The organism is Burkholderia sp. AU15512, assembly GCF_002223325.1.
Classification (GTDB): Bacteria; Pseudomonadota; Gammaproteobacteria; order Burkholderiales; family Burkholderiaceae; genus Burkholderia.
In genome coordinates, this window is sequence record NZ_NKEX01000003.1 from 687,216 (window position 1) to 705,807 (window position 18,592).

Annotated in this window: 15 protein-coding genes; 10 read left to right on the forward strand and 5 right to left on the reverse strand. The window is 68.0% G+C overall.

What is annotated here, in order from left to right:
- The first annotated feature begins 138 nt into the window (after positions 1–138).
- The 3 genes from CFB43_RS05860 to CFB43_RS05870 all read left to right on the forward strand — a co-directional run bounded on the left by CFB43_RS05860 (position 139) and on the right by CFB43_RS05870 (position 2,751).
- Entirely contained in the window at positions 139–1,203 is a 1,065-nt protein-coding gene (locus tag CFB43_RS05860) for a glycosyltransferase family 4 protein (RefSeq protein ID WP_089494397.1), read from the forward strand.
- A gap of 237 nt (positions 1,204–1,440) precedes the next feature.
- Entirely contained in the window at positions 1,441–2,247 is an 807-nt protein-coding gene (locus CFB43_RS05865) for a hypothetical protein (RefSeq protein ID WP_089494398.1), read from the forward strand.
- A gap of 39 nt (positions 2,248–2,286) precedes the next feature.
- Positions 2,287–2,751, forward strand: a complete 465-nt coding sequence (locus tag CFB43_RS05870; protein ID WP_089494399.1) for a DUF2214 family protein — start codon at positions 2,287–2,289, stop codon at positions 2,749–2,751.
- Positions 2,752–2,829: 78 nt separating this feature from the next.
- Here CFB43_RS05870 and gudD read toward each other — a convergent pair whose 3' ends face one another.
- Positions 2,830–4,182, reverse strand: coding sequence for a glucarate dehydratase (gene gudD / locus CFB43_RS05875; protein ID WP_089495259.1), 1,353 nt, complete (start codon positions 4,180–4,182; stop codon positions 2,830–2,832).
- A 358-nt stretch (positions 4,183–4,540) separates the two neighbouring features.
- Here gudD and CFB43_RS05885 point away from each other — a divergent pair, with 358 nt between their 5' ends.
- Positions 4,541–5,290: a FadR/GntR family transcriptional regulator gene (locus CFB43_RS05885; protein WP_089483607.1), complete on the forward strand. Its 750-nt coding sequence runs from the start codon at positions 4,541–4,543 to the stop codon at positions 5,288–5,290.
- A 137-nt stretch (positions 5,291–5,427) separates the two neighbouring features.
- Here the strand turns inward: CFB43_RS05885 and CFB43_RS05890 are convergent, their stop codons facing one another.
- From CFB43_RS05890 to pdxY, 3 genes are all read right to left on the reverse strand, one after another.
- Positions 5,428–6,576 (reverse strand): branched-chain amino acid ABC transporter substrate-binding protein, encoded by a 1,149-nt coding sequence (locus tag CFB43_RS05890; protein WP_089494401.1) that lies wholly within the window; start codon positions 6,574–6,576, stop codon positions 5,428–5,430.
- A gap of 364 nt (positions 6,577–6,940) precedes the next feature.
- Positions 6,941–9,085: a phosphocholine-specific phospholipase C gene (locus CFB43_RS05900; RefSeq protein ID WP_089494402.1), complete on the reverse strand. Its 2,145-nt coding sequence runs from the start codon at positions 9,083–9,085 to the stop codon at positions 6,941–6,943.
- 278 nt (positions 9,086–9,363) lie between these two features.
- Positions 9,364–10,224 carry a pyridoxal kinase PdxY gene (gene pdxY / locus CFB43_RS05905; RefSeq protein WP_039348286.1) on the reverse strand — a complete coding sequence of 287 codons (861 nt, stop codon included), beginning with the start codon at positions 10,222–10,224 and terminating at the stop codon, positions 9,364–9,366.
- Positions 10,225–10,397: 173 nt separating this feature from the next.
- Here pdxY and CFB43_RS05910 point away from each other — a divergent pair, with 173 nt between their 5' ends.
- Positions 10,398–11,459, forward strand: a complete 1,062-nt coding sequence (locus CFB43_RS05910) for an alpha/beta fold hydrolase (protein WP_089494403.1) — start codon at positions 10,398–10,400, stop codon at positions 11,457–11,459.
- 36 nt (positions 11,460–11,495) lie between these two features.
- Here CFB43_RS05910 and CFB43_RS05915 read toward each other — a convergent pair whose 3' ends face one another.
- Positions 11,496–12,494, reverse strand: coding sequence for an LLM class flavin-dependent oxidoreductase (locus tag CFB43_RS05915; RefSeq protein ID WP_089495260.1), 999 nt, complete (start codon positions 12,492–12,494; stop codon positions 11,496–11,498).
- A 641-nt stretch (positions 12,495–13,135) separates the two neighbouring features.
- Here CFB43_RS05915 and hpnI point away from each other — a divergent pair.
- The 5 genes from hpnI to CFB43_RS05940 all read left to right on the forward strand — a co-directional run bounded on the left by hpnI (position 13,136) and on the right by CFB43_RS05940 (position 18,469).
- Entirely contained in the window at positions 13,136–14,311 is a 1,176-nt protein-coding gene (gene hpnI / locus CFB43_RS05920) for a bacteriohopanetetrol glucosamine biosynthesis glycosyltransferase HpnI (RefSeq protein ID WP_089494404.1), read from the forward strand.
- 136 nt (positions 14,312–14,447) lie between these two features.
- A complete protein-coding gene (gene hpnJ / locus CFB43_RS05925) occupies positions 14,448–15,890 on the forward strand; it encodes a hopanoid biosynthesis associated radical SAM protein HpnJ (protein ID WP_306426965.1) in 1,443 nt (480 codons plus the stop codon).
- 3 nt (positions 15,891–15,893) lie between these two features.
- On the forward strand, positions 15,894–16,778 hold the full coding sequence (hpnK, locus tag CFB43_RS05930; RefSeq protein WP_089494405.1) for a hopanoid biosynthesis-associated protein HpnK: 885 nt from the start codon (positions 15,894–15,896) through the stop codon (positions 16,776–16,778).
- Positions 16,775–17,824, forward strand: coding sequence for a lysylphosphatidylglycerol synthase domain-containing protein (locus tag CFB43_RS05935; protein ID WP_089494406.1), 1,050 nt, complete (start codon positions 16,775–16,777; stop codon positions 17,822–17,824). The genes hpnK and CFB43_RS05935 overlap by 4 nt, the downstream gene beginning before the upstream one ends.
- Positions 17,825–17,911: 87 nt before the next feature.
- Positions 17,912–18,469, forward strand: coding sequence for a hypothetical protein (locus CFB43_RS05940; protein WP_011351454.1), 558 nt, complete (start codon positions 17,912–17,914; stop codon positions 18,467–18,469).
- The last annotated feature ends 123 nt before the right edge of the window (positions 18,470–18,592 follow it).

Here is an 18,592-nt window from a genome sequence, read left to right on the forward strand (position 1 = left end):
GACGCTCCTTGAGCAGCGCGGGTTCGACGCCCCCGGCAGGCTGATTCGTCCGATCTTCGGACGACCTGCATCCAGCCCGGACCGCCGGCAGGTTGCCGACCCATACCTGGTTTTTAGCCGATTTTTTAGGAGTTACGCATGCGAATCGCCCAAATCGCTCCGTTGCACGAAGCGGTGCCCCCGAAACTGTACGGTGGCACCGAGCGAGTGGTGTCCTACCTCACCGAAGCACTTGTCGAGATGGGGCATGACGTCACGCTCTTCGCGAGCGGCGATTCGCAAACCTCCGCGAAGCTCGAAGCCTGCTGGCCGCAGGCGCTGCGCCTCGACCCGACGATCCGCGACGTGATGGCCCCGCACATGCTGCTCCTCGAGCAGGTGCGCCGTCGCGCGGAAGAGTTCGATGTCCTGCACTGCCACATCGACTACTACCCGTTCTCGCTGTTCTCGCGCCAGCCGGTCCCGCATCTGACGACGATGCACGGCCGTCTCGACCTGCCGGAACTGCAGCCGATCTTCAACGCATTCAGCGACGTGCCGGTCGTGTCGATCTCCGACAACCAGCGCATCCCGCTGCCGCAGGCGAACTGGCTGTCGACCGTCTACCACGGCCTGCCGGAAAACCTGCTGACGCCGATCCCGGACGTGAAGCCGAGCTACCTCGCGTTCCTGGGCCGCATCTCGCCGGAGAAACGCGTCGACACGGCGATCCGCATCGCGGAGCAGGCCGGCCTGCCGATCAAGATCGCCGCGAAGCTCGACAAGGCTGACCGCGCGTACTACGAAGAGAAGATCAAGCCGCTGTTCGCGCTGCCGCACGTCGAGTACATCGGCGAAATCAGCGAGTCCGAAAAGACCGAATTCCTCGGCAACGCGCACGCGCTGCTGTTCCCGATCGACTGGCCGGAGCCCTTCGGCCTGGTGATGATCGAGGCGATGGCTTGCGGCACGCCGGTGATCGCGTTCAAGCGCGGCTCGGTGCCGGAAGTGATCGACAACGGCGTGTCGGGCTTCGTCGTCGAAGACGAGCTGTCGGCGGTTGCCGCGCTCAAGCGCCTCGATACGCTGCCGCGCGAGAAGGTCCGCGCCGCGTTCGAAGCCCGCTTCTCGTCGAAGGTGATGGCGCAGAACTACGTGAAGGGCTACGAGGAACTGCTGCGCCAGAAGCGCCGCACGGTGCTGCGCGAAGTCAACGCAAGCTGATTGCGGGCCGCCGCCGCGCTGCGGCGCGCGGCTTGCCATCGACGCCCCGTCCGGGTTCCCGGCGGGGCGTTGTCACATCCACGGCGCGGATCTGTTGTATTCTCGCCGCGCCCGACGCCGCGAACGGCCCCAGAAGCGGCCCGGGAGGGCATCCGTCCGTCTGTCCAGACGGTAATGTCCCTATAATGGCCGTGCCGTGAAATCCGGCCCCGCACGAATATCCAGAGGAGAGCAGTCTTGGCGAGAACGAAATCCACGCGCGCAGCGCCGGCCCCCGGCGCCGGTGTGATCTTCGCGTTGCGTGCGATCGGTCTCGTGCTGCTCGCGCGCTGGCTGTTCTCGATGTCCCAGATGGGCTATCGCTCGTCGCTGTCGGCGATGGTGTCGTCGCCCTGGGCGTTCGTCTACCTTCTCCTGATCTTCCTGCTGCTCGCATTGCCGGGCGCCGTCGCGCGCGCCGAACGGCCGTTTCATCCGCTGCCGCAGTGGCTGCGCCAGGCGCTGCGCGTCTTCGCGCTGATCGGTTTCCTGTTCGCGGTCTGGTCGATCGGCATGTTCGTCTGGGTGGACGGCTGGCGCCTCGCGCTGCATGCGGTGACGGCGACCAACGGCTGGCTCGTCGCCGCACCGGCACTTTATGCGGCGATCGTCTGGATCTGCCGCCCGCGGCCGCTGTGGCGGACCAACGTGGCCGCGCGCCGCTTCGCGGTCGGCCGTTATGCGATTTCGCTCGACGTGCTGACGCGCACCGCGATCGTGTGGATGGAAAGCCGCAAGGTCGGCCAGTACGATGCGCGCGAACTGTCGGTGCGCTGGCCCGGCCGCGCGGCGCCTGCCGCAGGCGACGGTGCAGCGGACGCGCAGCCGGCCGTCGTGCCGCCGCGCCGCGGCAGCTTCTTCAATCGACCGAAGGTCGAACTGCTGTGGGATTCCCCGGCGGCCGTCGGCCATAACCGGCAGATCGTCATGCGTGCGCCGCTCGCGACCGAGGGCGACCGCGTCGCGGTGCTCGCGCTCGACGCCGCGCTCAAGCAGATCGTCTGACAAGTCCCGCGCACGGCGTGCGGGCGACAAGGAGGCGTGATGATCGTCCGCTGGTTGCTGGCTGCCGTTCACCTGAGTGCGTTCGGCGTCGCGTTTGCCGCGATCGCGGGGCGTAACCGCGCGTTGCGCCGCCTCATCGCGTCGGCGCAGGCGGCCGACTTGCCCGGCGTATTCAAGGCGGATGCCGCGTGGGGGCTATCGGCGCTCGTGCTGATCGTGACGGGCCTGATGCGCGCGTTCGGCGGTTTCGAGAAGGGCGCCGCGTATTACCTGCACGAACCGCTCTTTCACTTGAAGATGACCGCGCTCGTGGTGATCCTGCTGCTCGAGGTCGTGCCGATGCTCGGGCTGATCCGGTGGCGCATCGCCGCGCGGCAGCAGCAGATGCCCGATCTCGGCCGTGCGCGCACCTATGTGCGGATCGGCCATTGGCAGGCGGTGCTGGTGATCGTCATCGTGTTCGCCGCGTCGGGGATGGCGAGGGGGATTGGGCTGGCCGGGTAGGTGCGGCCGGCCAGGGCTGGCCGAGTAGGCCCGGCCCAGGCTCGACCGGGCGACCCTGCCGCCCGGCCGCACCCGCACTCAGCGCACGAGGCAGGGGCGCTTGTTGTTGAAGGTCCAGCCCGGAATCAAATACTGCATCGCCGCCGCGTCGTCGCGGGCACCGAGCCCGTGCTGCTTGTACAGCTCGTGCGCGACCGCGACGGCATCCATGTCGATATCGATGCCGAGCCCCGGCCGTTTCGGCACCTCTACCAGCCCGTTCTCGATCTTCAGCGGTTCGCGCGTCAGCCGCTCGCCGTCCTGCCAGATCCAGTGCGTGTCGATCGCGGTGACCTGGCCCGGCGCGGCGGCCGCGACGTGCGTGAACATCGCGAGCGACACGTCGAAGTGATTGTTCGAATGCGAGCCCCATGTGAGGCCCCAGTCGCGGCACATCTGCGCGACGCGCACCGAACCCTGCATCGTCCAGAAGTGCGGATCGGCGAGCGGGATGTCGATGGCCTGCAGCTGCACCGCGTGACCCATTTGCCGCCAGTCGGTCGCAATCATGTTGGTGGCCGTCGGCAGCCCCGTCGCGCGGCGGAATTCGGCCATCACCTCGCGGCCCGAGTAGCCGTTCTCCGCGCCGCACGGATCTTCCGCGTAGGCGAGCACGTGATGCTGGTCGCGACACAGCCGCACGGCCTCGTCGAGCGACCACGCGCCGTTCGGGTCGAGCGTCACGCGCGCGTCGGGGAAGCGCTCGGCGAGCGCCGTCACGGCCTCGATCTCGCGCGCGCCTTCGAATACGCCGCCCTTCAGCTTGAAGTCGTTGAAGCCGTAGCGCGCATGCGCGGCCTCGGCCAGCCGCACGACGGCCTCGGGCGTCAGCGCGGCTTCGTCTCGCACGCGCGTCCAGTCGTCGGTCGCGCCGCTGCCGTCGCGGTAGGCGAGCGCGGTCTTCGTGCGGTCGCCGATGTAGAACAGGTAGCCGAGCATTTCGACGCGCTCGCGCTGCTGGCCCTCGCCGAGCAGCGCGGCGACCGGCACGCCGAGATGCTGGCCGAGCAGGTCGAGCAGCGCGGCTTCGAGCGCGGTGACCGCGTGGATCGTCGTGCGCAGGTCGAAGGTCTGCAGCCCGCGGCCGCTCGCGTCACGGTCGGCGAAGGTGCGCCGCACGTCGTTGAGCACCGCGTGGTAATTGCCGACCGGCTGGCCGACGACGAGCGCGCGCGCATCGTCGAGCGTGCGGCGGATGCTTTCGCCGCCCGGGACTTCGCCGACGCCGGTGCGGCCCGCGCTGTCCTTCAGGATCACGAGGTTGCGGGTGAAGAACGGGCCGTGTGCGCCGCTCAGGTTGAGCAGCATGCTGTCGTGGCCGGCGACCGGAATCGCTTGCAGGTCGACGATACGCGGCGTGTCGTGGGAGGGCGAGGCAGTGACGGCGTTCATGGGCGGCGATGGCGAAAGGGTGGGCAATGCCGTGCGGCAAAAGCTTTGCCGCGCGCGACGGGAGGTGCGATCATTCGACAACCGACATGCGCGGCGCGCAAGCCCCGCAGGTCGACGCAACCCGAAACGGGGTGGGAGCGACAACCTGACCAGCGGAGCGCAGAACGCGAACGCTGGCTGATCGTAAGACATGGGACCAGGCGGCGCAGGACTGCTCGCTTGAGTCGACAGGAGATCCGTGTTTCGATCATCAGTCGTCGGATGACTTGTGACGCAGTATAATGAATCATCGGCTTTCGCTCAAACCCCGCGTAAACCCTCGGCTCACATTACGATCATTCAAAAAGGAACCGGCCTCATGTCCGTGCCTACGCTTCCCGCAGCGCCGCGCCGTCGCGCACGCAGCCTCGCACAAGATGTCGTCGACGCGCTGACCGCGCAGATCGAAAACGGCACGCTGCGTCCCGGCGACAAGCTGCCGACCGAAACCGAAGTCATGGCGGCGCAGGGAGTGAGCCGGACGGTCGTGCGCGAGGCGATCTCGCGGATGCAGGCGAGCGGCCTCGTCGAGACGCGCCACGGCATCGGCAGCTTCGTGCTGGAGCCGTCGCGCCGCCAGACGCTCGGCATCGACCCGGCGACGATCACGACGCTGCGCGACGTGCTCGCGGTGCTGGAACTGCGCATCAGCCTCGAAAGCGAATGCGCGAGCCTGGCCGCGCAACGCGCGAACGATACCGACCTGGCCGCGCTGCGGCGCGCGCTCGACGCGATCGCATCGGGGGCGGGCGGCGGCCGCGACACGGCGCAGCTCGACTTCCAGTTCCACCTGCAGATCGCGCAGTCCACCGGCAACCGCTATTTCGTCGACATCATGACGCAGCTCGGCACGTCGATCATTCCGCGCACGCGCGTGAATTCGGCCCGCTTTGCCGGCGACGATCTGGAGCGCTACGTCGGCCGGCTGAACCACGAGCACGAGGATATCTACGAGGCGATCGCGCGCCACGACCCGGAAGCGGCACGCGCCGCGATGCGCACGCACCTCACCAACAGCCGCGAGCGGCTGCGCCGCGCGCACGAGGCGGCCGAGGCCGAGGCCGGCTGACGCACCGGGCGGCGCGGCCTACAGTGCCGCCGCCCCGGTCGAATCGCCTCAACATCAGTCGTCATACAAGATCGATATCCGTTCATCGATCGCCGGGGGCGGGCGGCGTTGCCGCCGCCGGCCGCCGGCACCGCCGATCAGCCTCCCTTCGTCGTGATCGTCTTCCACGCGCCGCTCTTCACCTGGTACAGCGTCGACATCCCGCTCTTCAGCGAGCCGTCGTTCGCGAACGAGATGCGGCCGGTGACGCCTTCGAAGTCGATCTTCTTCAGCGCCGGGCGATAGACCTTCGGGTCGGTCGAGCCGGCCGCCTGCATCGCCTTGATCGCCGCCCACGCCGCGTCGTAGCCGAACTGCGCGTACGACAGCACGTCGACGCCGAAGCGCTTCTTGAAGCGCGCCTCGAAATCCTTCCCTTGCGGCAGCTCGTCGAGCGGCCGGCCGTACTCCCACGCCATCGCGCCTTCGGCGGCCGGGCCCGCGATCTTGATGAACTCGTTGTCCTTCACGCCGCCGCCGCCGACGAACTGCGCGTTCAGCCCAAGCTGGCGCATCTGCTTGATGAAGTTCGCGGCGAGCGAATCGAGGCCGCCGAAGAAGATCAGGTCGGGATTCTTCGCCTTCAGGCTCGTGATCTGCGCGCGGAAGTCGACCGCCTGGTTGCTGGTGAATTCGCGGCCGATGAGGTTGCCGCCCGCTGCCTTCACGGCCTTCTCGAACTCGTCGGCCTCGCCCTGGCCGAACGCGGTGCGGTCGTCGATGATCGCGATGCGCTTCGCCTTCGTCACGTCGACCGCGTACTTGCCCGCGTTGCCCGCGTTCTGGCCGTCGGTCGCGATCACCATGAACATGTTCGCGAGCCCGCGCGCGGTGAGCGTCGGGTTGGTCGCGGCCGGATCGATCACCGGGATGCCGGCCTTGTCGTAGACGACCGATGCCGGAATCGTCGTCCCCGAGTTGAAGTGGCCGACCACGACCGACACGTTCTGGTCGACGAGCGCCTGCGCGGCCTGCACGCCGATGCGCGGGTCGGCCTGGTCGTCCTGCACGACGAGGTTGAAGTGGGCCGGCTTGCCGGCGATCTGCACCTTTTGCGCGGCGGCGTCATCGAGCGCGAGCTGCACGCCGTTCTGCAGGTCCTTGCCGTAACCGGCGTTCACGCCGGTGAGCGGCGCGGCGAAGCCGACCTTCACGTCGGTCGTATCGGCGGCCTGGGCGGCCTGTTGCGAGAGGAGGGCAAGCGCGGATGCAATCGACACCGACAGCAGGGAATGACGGAATTTCATGTTGTTCCTCTTGTTCGACACCTGCGAGTGAGTACCGCATGCGCCCGGGCGGGCCGGGTGCGTGCGACGGGCGGGCGGTTCGACCGCTTCTCGGAATCGGGCAGGGAGGTCGGCATCGTTATCCTCGGAAGAATCTCCCGTCAGGCGCCGCGAAGAAGCGCCCCGATCGCCTCGATTTATAGGTCGCCGATATGCCCGGGTCTTGGCAATTCGCCGCGCATTCGGTGCGGATTTGCGCATAGCTTCCGCGCGTGCGGCGGCAGCCGGTATCGGGAGTTTCCCGTCGCGAACGGAGCGGGCGGAGAGGAGGGGGAGACAGGGAGGCGGCGCGGCCCGCCGGGGCCGCGCCGCGCACGGGATGCCGTCAGTCGGACAGGGCGTCCGATGCGGCTTCGGCATCGTCGTGCGATGCGTGCGTGCGGATCAGCGGATCGCTGGTGCTCGGGCGGCCGGTCTCGACGTGACCCGCGAAGCGGCGCAGGAAGCCGAGCAGGCGGCCGTCGCTGACGGTCAGGTCGTACCAGCCGTGGCTGCCGCGCAGATCCCAGTAGTCGTCGACGTGCTGGCCCGGCGCGAGGTCGAACGTGCGCGCGCGGCCGTGGCCGTACGCGTTCGTGACCTTGAGCCGCACGGCCTTGTGGCCGCGGTTCATCAGGCGCAGCGTGATGTTGCCGTTCGCGACGTCGTAGCCGTAGATCACCTCGGGATTCACGTTCGCGCTGCCGACGCCGGTCGCGAACGGGCCGCGGAAATGGCAGTAGAAGCCGTTCGGGCCGTACACGTCGAGGTCGTACAGGCCGAGCGACGCCGCGGCGCTCCACGTGTCGGCGATCCGCTTGCCGGCTTCGACCGTGTACGCCCACGGGCCGTCGAGGCGATTGCGCGACTGCACCTGGAACGCGGCGCCTGCCCGGCCCGTGTTCGCGAAGGTCAGCCGGAACAGGCCGTTCACCGATTCGACGCGGCCGTGCACGAACAGCTCGTACGGCAGCGCGCGCGCCGGCCGCAGCCCGGCCTCCTGCTTCGGCAGCTTCTGCAGCACCGGCGGCACGGGGATGTAGTCGGGATGGCGCAGGCGGTCGGGCGGCGCGTAGCCGCTCGTGTCAGGCAGCGTCGGCCAGCCGGCATCGGCCGTCGCGAAATCGAACGCGGCGGTCAGATCGCCGCACACCGCGCGGCGCCACGGCGAGATGTTGCCGGCCTTGACCGGGTATTGCGCGCCGAAACGTGCCTCGATGAATTGCAGCAGCGACGTGTGATCGTAGGTCTGCGAGCAGACCCAGCCGCCCTTCGTCCACGGCGACACGACGAGCATCGGCACCCGCGGCCCGAGCCCGTACGGGCCGGCCATGTGCGATGCGTCGCCGGGGAACACCTCGTTGGTCGTCGCGACCGTCGACAGCCCGTTGTCGCGCGACTGCGGCGCGAACGGCGGCTGCACGTGGTCGAAGAAGCCGTCGTTTTCGTCGTACGTGATGAAGAGCGCGGTCTTGCTCCATACCTCCGGATTCGACACGAGCGCCTTCAGTACTTGCTCGATGTACCACGCGCCGTAGTTCGCCGGCCAGTTCGGATGCTCGGAATACGCCTCCGGCGCGCAGATCCACGACACCTGCGGCAGCGTGCCGTTCTTCACGTCCTGCTGCAGGATGTCGAACAGCGTGCCGCCCGCGCTGATGTTGGTGCCGGTGCGCGCCTTGTCGTACAGCGGCGTGCCGGGCAGCGCGTTGCGGTACTGGTTGAAGTAGAGCAGCGAGTTGTCGCCGTAGTTGCCGATGTACGGGTTCTGCGTCCAGCCCCACGACCCGGTGGCGTTCAGGCCGGTGCCGACGTCCTGGTAGATCTTCCACGACACGCCGGCGTTTTCCAGCACTTCCGGATAGGTCGTCCAGCCGTAGCCCGCTTCCTCGTTGCCGAGCACCGGGCCGCCGCCCGTGCCGTCGTTGCCGACGTAACCCGTCCACATGTAGTAGCGGTTCGGGTCGGTCGAGCTCGGGATCGCGCAGTGGTACGCGTCGCAGATCGTGAATGCGTCGGCGAGCTGGTAGTGGAACGGGATGTCGTCGCGCTTCAGGTACGCCATCGTCGTGGTGCCCTTGTTCGGCACCCACTGGTCGTAGCGGCCCTTGTTCCACGCGGCGTGCATGTCCTGCCAGCCGTGCGGCAGGTCCTGCAGGAACTGCAGGCCGAGCTTGTCCGCGCCCGGATGGAACGGCAGCAGCTCGGCCGGGCCGACCGGCTGGTGGAACACCGACTTGCCGTTCGCGAGGCGCAGCGGACGCGGGTCGCCGAAGCCGCGGACACCGCGCATCGTGCCGAAGTAGTGGTCGAACGAGCGGTTCTCCTGCATCAGGATCACGATGTGTTCGATGTCGCGGATGGTGCCGGTGCGGCGGTTCGCGGGAATCGCAAGCGCATCGCGAATCACGGGGGGGAACAGGTTCAGCGCGGCGGCGCCGGCGGTGCCGGCAGCGACGCGCAGGAAGTCACGACGGTTCGATCGGGTCATGGTCGTTATCGTGCGGTAAAGGGGGGAGCCGATTGGCGGGACCTGCTGGAAGGGCGCACCCGGGTCGCAGGATGCGGCTGCGCCGGGTGGTGCCGCCGCGAGCATAGCGGGGAATCGGTGTCATTCATGTGAAGTCCGGAAACGTTTGCATCCGCATCGAAGCGATCTCGAAGCGGCGTCGGGCGAATGTCGCCAGTGGTCGCGGTGCGGCAGGGATGAGGCGGGAAAGCAATGCGGCGCGGGATGCGCACCGGTGAAGCGGAGGCGATGCCGGCGTGTCAGGCGTCCGTGACCCACGCGCCGAACCATTCGCTCGGGCGCGCGATTTCGTCCTGCGCGGCGACGAGTTCGAGCTCGTAGCGGCGCGCATCGTAGGTCGCCTTCACGACCGCATGCACGGCCGCGAGCGTATGCTCGAACGCCGCGCGCACGGAGTCGCCGCGCAGCCGGCACGCGACGAAGATCGCGCTGGTCAGGTCGCCGACGCCGACCGGATGGCGCGGAAACGCGTACAGCGGGCGCTGGCCGATCCACGCTTCGGTTTCGGTGACCGCGAGCATGTTGAAACGATCGGCGGGGCTGTTGCGGTCGTGCAGGTGCTTGACGAGGATGATCTGCGGGCCGCGACGGATCAGCGAGCGGCAGGCTTCGACGGCTTCGGCGACGGTTTCGATGCGCCGCCCGGCGAGCTTCTGCAGTTCGGTGTGGTTCGGCGACATGCCGTCCGCGAGCGCCGGCATCTCCTGGACGATGAACTCCTCGACGCCGGGCTCGGGCCGGATGCCGCCCGTCTGGCCCATCGCCGGATCGCAGAAGTACCACGCGTTCGGGTTCATCGCCTTCACCGAGCGGACGATTTCGACGGCCGCACGCGCCTGCGGCGGCGAACCGAGGAAGCCGGACAGCACGGCGTCGCAGCGCTTGAGTGCGCCGATCGCGGCGATGCCGTCGACGAGCTGCTCCATCTTCGCGGCATCGATCGCGCTGCCGGCCCAGTGACCGTACTGCATGTGATTCGACAACTGGACGGTATTGAGCGGCCAGACGTTGACGCCGAGGCGCTGCATCGGGAACACGGCCGCACTGTTGCCGGCATGGCCGTAGATGACGTGCGACTGAATGCTGAGGACGTTTTTCATGGGAAGCGCCTGCACGCGTTTCAGGGTCACGTCACACGATACCCGAGTTCGTCGCGCGCGCGGAAGTCGCGCGGCGCCGGAGTGTTGCGCGCCGTCGTCAGCGCGACCGCGTAGAATCGCGGGGCGCGAGACGGCCCGGCCGCCCGCGTGCGTCTCCAATCACCGTGATCGCCATGCTTTCGATTCGCAAGATGTTGTTTGCCGTGCGCGCCGCCGTGCTCGGCGCGGGTGTCGCCGTCGCGTGCGCCGTGCCTGCCATGGCCGCCGCCGCATCGCCCGCCGGCAACGACGGGCCCGTGTATGGCCCGCGCCTGGAAGGGTTCACCTATCCGGCGCCCGTGCATCTCTACACGTTCGTGTCGCAGCGCGAAACCCTCGAGATGGCCTACCTCGACGTGCAGCCGGCCCACCCGAACGGCCGCACCGTCGTGCTGCTGCACGGGAAGAACTTCTGCGCGGCGACCTGGGAGGACACGATCGGCGTGCTGAGCCGCGCCGGCTATCGCGTGATCGCACCGGACCAGATCGGCTTCTGCAAGTCGTCGAAGCCCGATCGCTACCAGTACAGCTTCCAGCAGCTCGCACGCAATACGCATGCGCTGCTCGAATCGGTGGGGGTGAAGTCGGCGACGATCGTCGGCCACTCGACGGGCGGGATGCTCGCGATGCGCTACGCGCTGATGTATCCGAAGGCGACCGACCAGCTCGTGCTCGTGAACCCGATCGGCCTCGAGGACTGGAAGGCGCTCGGCGTGCCGCCTTTGCCGGTCGACTACTGGTATGCGCGCGAGCTGAAGACCACGGCCGACGGCATTCGCCGCTACGAGCAGGGCACGTACTACGCGGGCAAGTGGTCGCCGTCGTACGAGCGCTGGGTGCAGATGCTGGCCGGGATGTACCGTGGCGCCGGTCGCGACGCGGTCGCGTGGAACTCCGCGCTGATCTACGACATGATCCTCACGCAACCGGTGGTCTACGAACTCGGCGCGATCCGCGTGCCGACGCTGCTGATGATCGGCGACAAGGACACGACCGCGATCGGCAAGGACGTTTCGCCGCCCGACGTGCATGCGAAGCTCGGCCGCTACCCGGAACTCGCGAAGCGCACGCAGGCGGCGATTCCCGGCGCGCAGCTCGTCGAGTTCCCGGCGCTCGGCCATGCGCCGCAGATCCAGGATCCGGACGCGTTCCACAAGGCGCTGCTCGACGGGCTGGAGGCCGTGCACCCGCAGTGATGCGGGGCCGGCCGCAGGCGGCCCGGGCGCGTGCCGTCAGCGCGCTTCGCTCGCGAGCTCGTCGCGAATCTGCGCGGTCAATTCGAACGAGCGCAGCCGTGCCGCGTGATCGTAGATCTGCGCGGTGACGATCAGCTCGTCGGCTCCCGTCTGCGCGATGCGGTCGCGCAGCTTGTCGCGCACCGTGTCGCGCGAGCCGACCGCCGCGAACGACAGCGAATGCGCAACGGTCGCGAGTTCGAGCTCGTTTGCCTCGAGCACGTCGACCGGCGGGGGCAGCTTGCCCGGCGTGCCGCGCCGCAGATTGATGAACTGCTGCTGCAGCGACGTGAACAGGCGCCGCGCCTCGTCGTCGGTATCGGCGACGAACACGTTGACGCCGACCATCGCATGCGGCTTCGGCCATGCGGCCGACGGCCGGTACTGCGCACGATAGATCTCGAGCGCGCGCATCAGGTAATCCGGCGCGAAGTGCGACGCGAACGCGAACGGCAGCCCGAGCATCGCGGCGAGCTGGGCGCTGAACAGGCTCGAGCCGAGCAGCCACACGGGCACGTCGAGCCCTGCGCCGGGCACCGCGCGCACGCGCTGGCCGGGCACCGGCTCGGCGAAGTAGCGCTGCAGCTCGGCGACATCATCCGGAAACGAGTCGGCGCTGCCGATCAAGTCGCGGCGCAGCGCGCGCGACGTGGTCTGGTCGGTGCCGGGCGCGCGGCCGAGGCCGAGGTCGATGCGCCCCGGATACAGCGACGCGAGCGTGCCGAACTGCTCGGCGATCACCAGCGGCGCGTGGTTCGGCAGCATGATGCCGCCCGACCCGACCCGGATCGTCCGCGTGGCGCCCGCGACATGGCCGATCACGACGGCCGTGGCCGCGCTCGCGATGCCGGGCATGTTGTGATGCTCGGCGAGCCAGTAGCGCTGGTAACCCCAGCGTTCCGCATGCTGCGCGAGATCGACGGTGTTGCGGAATGCCTGGGCGGCGTCGGCGCCGGCCGGAATGGGGGCGAGATCGAGTACGGAAAACGGAGTCATCGGATGGCCTTCGAAAGGGGCGCGCGCGGTGATGCGCTGACGCAACAAATGCCAAGGATTTTGCCAAAGGGTTCCGGAACGTGCTGGCGGTGGCCCGATACCCATGCGCGTTTCAGGGGTGCAGGGTCGAATTCGGCGATCGTTGCAAAAATCAATCTAATCGCCGATTAATTACCGATCTTTACGGCGATTGGACGTGAATCCGCATCGACGTACAAATTTGCACGAAACGTATGATTTTCAAGACTGCAATACGCCTGCAAACCGCTTACGCTAATGTGAACGCGGGTGCGCCCAAATGGTTCGCCGACAGCACAGCTTTGCCGGAATTGCACCAGTCCGTTTCTCGTAGTGCCGAGCGCGGGGTGCCGCAGGCTGCTAAAATCCGGCGCCTACCCATGTTGTGCCGAAGGTAGCCATACGAATCTTCCCGCATCCCGTCCGGGCGTCGCGCGGAGATGCACCACGCGAAGCCGGGCATGGCCGTATCCGAAGGATGGGTCGAGCCTCCCCCTATATACAGGCGCTGCTGGAACAAGGAGTCGGGTCGTGCCCGCGTTCGTCGTTGTCGGAATACCGAATCACGCTCAATCATGTGCAAGCGTTCTCCATGGCGTTCAGTTCGCCGGGAGGCGTCGCGCATGACGGCCACCGCAACGATGCTCGACTGGCTCCTGATCGTCTTCACGCTGGCCGCGGCCGGCTATGCGCTCGTCGCCGCGTTCGCGCCGCGGCCGCGTACGCCGCGCACGGCCGTGCGCGACGGCTTCGAGCCGGTCAGCGTGCTCAAGCCGCTGTGCGGCGCGGAGCCGCACCTGTACGAAAACCTCGCGACGTTCTGCGAGCAGCGCCATCCGCGGTATGAAGTGCTGTTCGGCGTCGCATCGGCGGTCGATCCGGCGATTGCCGTGGTCGAACGGCTGCGCGCCGATTATCCCGAGTGCGACATCACGCTCGTGATCGACGCGCGCGTGCATGGCAAGAACCTGAAGGTCAGCAACCTGATCAACCTCGCCGAGCGCGCGAAGTACGGCCGCATCGTGATCGCGGACAGCGACATCGCGGTGAAGCCCGACTATCTGGAGCGCGTGACGGCGCCGCTCGCCGACGTGTCGGTCGGTGTCGTCACGTGCCTGTATCATGCGCGCAGCGTCGGCGGGTTCTGGACGCGGATCGGCGCGCAATTCGTCGACGCATGGTTCGCCCCGTCGGTGCGGATCACGCACCTCGGGCGCTCGAGCCGCTTCGGCTTCGGCGCGACGCTCGCGCTGACGCGCGACACGCTCGACCGGATCGGCGGCTTTCCCGCGCTGAAGGACGAACTGGCCGACGATTTCTGGCTGGCCGAGCTGCCGCGCCGCCTCGGGCGACGCACCGTGCTGTCGGAGGTCGAGGTCGCGACCGACGTGATCGAACCGTCGTTCGGGCCGCTGTGGCACCGCGAGACCCGCTGGCTGCGCACGATCCGTTCGCTGAACCCGGCCGGCTTCGCGTTCCTGTTCATTACGTTTACCGTGCCGTGGCTCGCGATCGGCGCGGCGCTCGCGCTGCGCCTCGACGGCACCTTCGCCGGCGCGCTGGCGGGCTGGGCGGCCGTGGTGGGCGCGTTCGGGCGGCTGGTGCTGCACGCGCGCGGCGAGGACGGCTGGCGCGCGTTCTGGCGCGACCTGCCGCTCGTCGCGGTGCGCGATACGCTGCTCGCGCTCGAATGGCTTGTGGCCGCGTTCGGCACGCACGTGGTGTGGCGCGGCGCGAGGATGACGGTCGTCGGCGGCGAGCGCGCGACGGCGGCAGTGGAAGCAGTGGACGGCCGCTAGGGCCGTTCCGACCGAACCCGGCCCGAGGGCCGAGACGCGCTGCGCGGCGAGGCCGCGCGGCGCGACATGACAGAGAGGCGGGCGCCGGCAGGGCGGCCCGCGGTTTTTTGACTGAATCGTTGTGACGAATCGAACTATGCAGGCTACCGGAGCATTCATGAAAACGCTGTTCTTGCAGGCCCCTTCGTATGACGGCTTCGACGGCGGAGCCGGCTCGCGCTACCAGGCGAAGCGCGAAATCCGTTCCTTCTGGTATCCGACGTGGCTCGCGCAGCCGGCCGCGCTCGTGCCGGGCAGCCGCGTCGTCGACGCACCGGCCGACGGCCTGTCGGTCGAGGAAACGCTGAAGATCGCGAACGACTACGACCTCGTGATCATCCACACGAGCACGCCGTCGTTCCCGACCGACGCAATGTTCGCGCAGGACCTGAAGAAGATGAAGCCGTCGATGCTGGTCGGCATGGTCGGCGCGAAGGTGATGGTCGATCCGCACAACTCGCTCACGGCGAGCGAGGCCATCGACTTCGTGTGCCGCGAGGAATTCGACTACACCTGCAAGGAAATCGCCGAAGGCAAGCCGTTCCCGGAGATCAAGGGCTTGAGCTGGCGCGCGAAGGACGGCTCGATCGAGCACAACGAAGCGCGTCCGATCCTCGAGAACATGGACGAACTGCCGTTCGTCGCGCCCGTCTACAAGCGCGACCTGAAGATCGACAATTACTTCATCGGCTACCTCAACTATCCGTACGTGTCGATCTACACGGGCCGCGGCTGCAAGTCGCGCTGCACCTTCTGCCTGTGGCCGCAGACGGTCAGCGGCCATCGCTACCGCACGCGTTCGGTCGAGAACGTGCTCGCGGAAGCGAAGTGGATCCGCGACAACATGCCGGAAGTGAAGGAACTGATGTTCGACGACGACACCTTCACCGACGACCTGCCGCGCGCCGAAGCCATCGCCATCGGCCTGGGCAAGCTCGGCATGACGTGGTCGTGCAACGCGAAGGCGAACGTGCCGTACAAGACGCTGAAGGTCATGAAGGAAAACGGCCTGCGCCTGCTGCTGGTCGGCTTCGAATCCGGCGACGACCAGATCCTCGTGAACATCAAGAAGGGCGTGCGCACCGATTTCGCGCGCCGCTTCAGCGCGGACTGCAAGAAGCTCGGCATCAAGATCCACGGCACCTTCATCCTCGGCCTGCCGGGCGAGACGCAGGAGACCATCAAGAAGACGATCGAGTACGCGAAGGAAATCAATCCGCACACGATCCAGGTCTCGCTCGCCGCACCGTATCCGGGCACGACGCTCTACAAGCAGGCCGTGGAAAACGGCTGGATGGAAGAGAACAAGACCATCAACCTGGTGAGCAAGGAAGGCGTGCAGCTCGCGGCGATCGGCTATGCGCACCTGTCGCGCGACGAGATCTATCACCACCTCGAGCAGTTCTATCGCCAGTTCTACTTCCGTCCGTCGAAGATCTGGGAGATCGTCCGCGAGATGCTGACGAGCTGGGACATGATGAAGCGCCGCCTGCGCGAAGGTGTCGAGTTCTTCCGCTTCCTGCGCGCACACGAGGCCTGATGCATGGCGACGCAGCCGGCGGCGCGGGCGCTGATCTTCACCGCGGACGACTTCGGGCTGCACCCGCGTGTCAACGCGGCGGTCGAGCGCGCGCACCGCGACGGCGTGCTGAACGCCGCCAGCCTGATGGTCGGTGCGCCCGCCGCGCACGATGCGATCGAGCGCGCGCGGCGGCTGCCGTCGCTCGCAGTCGGCCTGCATCTCGTCCTCGCGGACGGGCCGGCCACGCTGCCCGCCCATGAGATTCCCGCGCTCGTCGGCCCCGACGGGCGGTTCGGCGATGCGATGGCGAAGGACGGCTGCCGCTTCTTCTTCCTGCCGCACGTGCGGGCGCAGCTGCGCCGCGAGATTCGCGCGCAGTTCGACGCGTTCGCGGCGAGCGGCTTGCCGCTCGACCACGTGAACGCGCACAAGCATTTCCACCTGCATCCGACCGTCCTGTCGCTGATCATCGAGATCGGCCGCGACTACGGGTTGCGCGCGGTGCGGCTGCCATACGAGACGAGCGCACCCGCGCTGCTCAAGCCGTGGATCGCGCTCGTGCGCGCGCGGCTCGACCGCGCGGGGCTTGCGCACAACGACTACGTGGTCGGGATCGAGCATACGGGCGCGATGGACGAGGCCGTGCTGCTCGATGCGCTCGCCACGCTGCCGCCGGGTGTCGGCGAGATCTACTGCCATCCGGCCGAGGCCGGCGACGGCCCGATCACGCCGACGATGGCCGGCTACCGTCCGGTGGACGAACTCGATGCGCTGCTGTCGCCGCGCGTCGCGGCCGCGCTGAAGGCGGCGGGCGTCGCGACCGGCGGCTTTGCCGACGTGTTCGGCCAGCCCGCCGCACGGCGCGCCGCGCCGGCGTCGCGCGCAGCGGGAGCGCAGCCGTCATGACCAAGTGGATCAAATGGCTCGGCTGGCCGCTCGGCATCGGCATCCTGCTCGCGCTGGGGCTGCACGAGGGCATCGGCGACGTATCGCAGATGCTCGCGCGCGCCGGTTACGCGTTGCTGTGGCTCGTGCCGTTCCATGCGCTGCCGCTGCTGCTCGACGCCTACGCGTGGCACCTGCTGCTCGACAAGCGCTCGTCGCTGCCCTTCCTGTGGTGGATCGCGACCGTGCGCGAGGCCGTGAACCGGCTGCTGCCGGTGGTCGGGATCGGCGGCGAGATCGTCGGCATCCGCCTCGCGCGCTGGCAGGTGCCCGACGCGAGCCGCGTGACGGCATCGGTGATCGTCGAGTTGCTCGTGACGATCGTCGTCCAGTATGCGTTCGCCGCGCTCGGCCTCGTGCTGCTGCTTGCGACAACGGACAGCATGGGCGGCGGCACGATCGGACTCGCGTTGCTGCTCACGCTGCCGCTGCCGGTGCTCGGCGTCGTGCTGATGCGCCGTGGCGGCATCTTCCATGCCATCGAGCGTTTCGCGGGCCACCTGCTCGGCGATTCGCACCGGCTGCTGCAGGGCGTCGACGGCAAGCGGCTCGACGCCGATATCGACGGGCTGATGTCGCGCACGGGCCTGCTGTTCAGCGCATTCTTCTGGCAACTGGCCGGCTACGTGCTCGGCGCGCTCGAGATCTACTGGGCGCTCGCGCTGCTCGGCCATCCGGTGTCGATCGGCGGCGCGATCGCGATCGAGGCGATGGCGCAGGCCGTGCGCCATGCGGCGTTCATGGTGCCGGGCGGCCTTGGTGTGCAGGAGGCGACCGTCGTGCTGCTCGCGCAGATGTTCGGCGTCGATCGCGAGACGGCGTTGTCGCTCGCGCTGGTCAAGCGCGGCCGCGAGGTGCTGTTCGGCTGCCTGGCGCTCGGTTCGTGGCAGCTGGCCGAACTCGTGCGCACACGCCGCCGTATCGGCGTGCCGCCGGCCGTGCCGCGCGCGCCGCAAGCGACGAGCCGCACGACCCGGGCCGAGACTGAAACCGAAACGATGCATTGAACACGAGACGGGCCGCGCGCCCGTCTCGCGCTTTTGGCATTGCGCGGGTATCCTTGCCGCGTGTTTTCTCGACGCGCATTTCTTCCAATGAATTTCCGTTTCCGGCTGCTTCCCGTGACGATGCTGGCCGCCGCGCTGGCGCTGACCGGCTGCGACGACAAGCAAGGCAATCTCGACGTGCAACGTATCAGGGACTTCTTCAACGCGATCAAGCCCGCGCCGCTGCTGCTGAAGGGGCTGAAGGTCGGCGAATCGACCGAGGCCGACGTGCGCGGCACGATGGGCAAGCCCGAGACCGAGCGCGACTTCACCGACGGCTCGAAGCGGCTCGAATACCCGCGCGGCCCGATGGGCAACCAGACGTGGTTCGTCGATCTCGATGCGAACGGCCGCTACACGGGCGCGACGCAGGTGCTGACCGCCGAGAATTTCGCGAAGGTGCGCCCCGGGATGAACGAGGACGAGGTGCGGCGCCTGCTCGGCAAGCCCGGCGACATCGCGCAATATCCGCTCAAGCCCGAGATCGTCTGGAGCTGGCGCTGGCTCGAGGACGGCGTCAACACCGACGCATTCTTCAACGTCCATTTCGGCCCGGACGGGCTTGTCTATACGACTTCGCGCTCCGACATCCTGAAAGGGCGGTAGGCGCAACCCGTCTTCGGCGCTATATCGAAAAAGCGACCGGAAAATTGCAAAAAGTCCGCTTCCCCGCCGGTTATCCGGTTGTCAGGAAGCGGCTTTTTTCCTTTTGAAACAGCGGCGTAGGCC

Coding starts and splice junctions, on each gene's coding strand:
- CFB43_RS05870 (WP_089494399.1), top strand. CDS start 2,287: ATGATCGTCCGCTGGTTGCTGGCTGCCGTTCACCTGAGTGCGTTCGGC.
- CFB43_RS05885 (WP_089483607.1), top strand. CDS start 4,541: ATGTCCGTGCCTACGCTTCCCGCAGCGCCGCGCCGTCGCGCACGCAGC.
- CFB43_RS05890 (WP_089494401.1), bottom strand. CDS start 6,576: ATGAAATTCCGTCATTCCCTGCTGTCGGTGTCGATTGCATCCGCGCTT.
- hpnK (WP_089494405.1), top strand. CDS start 15,894: ATGGCGACGCAGCCGGCGGCGCGGGCGCTGATCTTCACCGCGGACGAC.
- CFB43_RS05860 (WP_089494397.1), top strand. CDS start 139: ATGCGAATCGCCCAAATCGCTCCGTTGCACGAAGCGGTGCCCCCGAAA.
- hpnJ (WP_306426965.1), top strand. CDS start 14,448: ATGCAGGCTACCGGAGCATTCATGAAAACGCTGTTCTTGCAGGCCCCT.
- CFB43_RS05935 (WP_089494406.1), top strand. CDS start 16,775: ATGACCAAGTGGATCAAATGGCTCGGCTGGCCGCTCGGCATCGGCATC.
- CFB43_RS05940 (WP_011351454.1), top strand. CDS start 17,912: ATGAATTTCCGTTTCCGGCTGCTTCCCGTGACGATGCTGGCCGCCGCG.
- pdxY (WP_039348286.1), bottom strand. CDS start 10,224: ATGAAAAACGTCCTCAGCATTCAGTCGCACGTCATCTACGGCCATGCC.
- gudD (WP_089495259.1), bottom strand. CDS start 4,182: ATGAACGCCGTCACTGCCTCGCCCTCCCACGACACGCCGCGTATCGTC.
- hpnI (WP_089494404.1), top strand. CDS start 13,136: ATGACGGCCACCGCAACGATGCTCGACTGGCTCCTGATCGTCTTCACG.
- CFB43_RS05900 (WP_089494402.1), bottom strand. CDS start 9,085: ATGACCCGATCGAACCGTCGTGACTTCCTGCGCGTCGCTGCCGGCACC.
- CFB43_RS05915 (WP_089495260.1), bottom strand. CDS start 12,494: ATGACTCCGTTTTCCGTACTCGATCTCGCCCCCATTCCGGCCGGCGCC.
- CFB43_RS05910 (WP_089494403.1), top strand. CDS start 10,398: ATGCTTTCGATTCGCAAGATGTTGTTTGCCGTGCGCGCCGCCGTGCTC.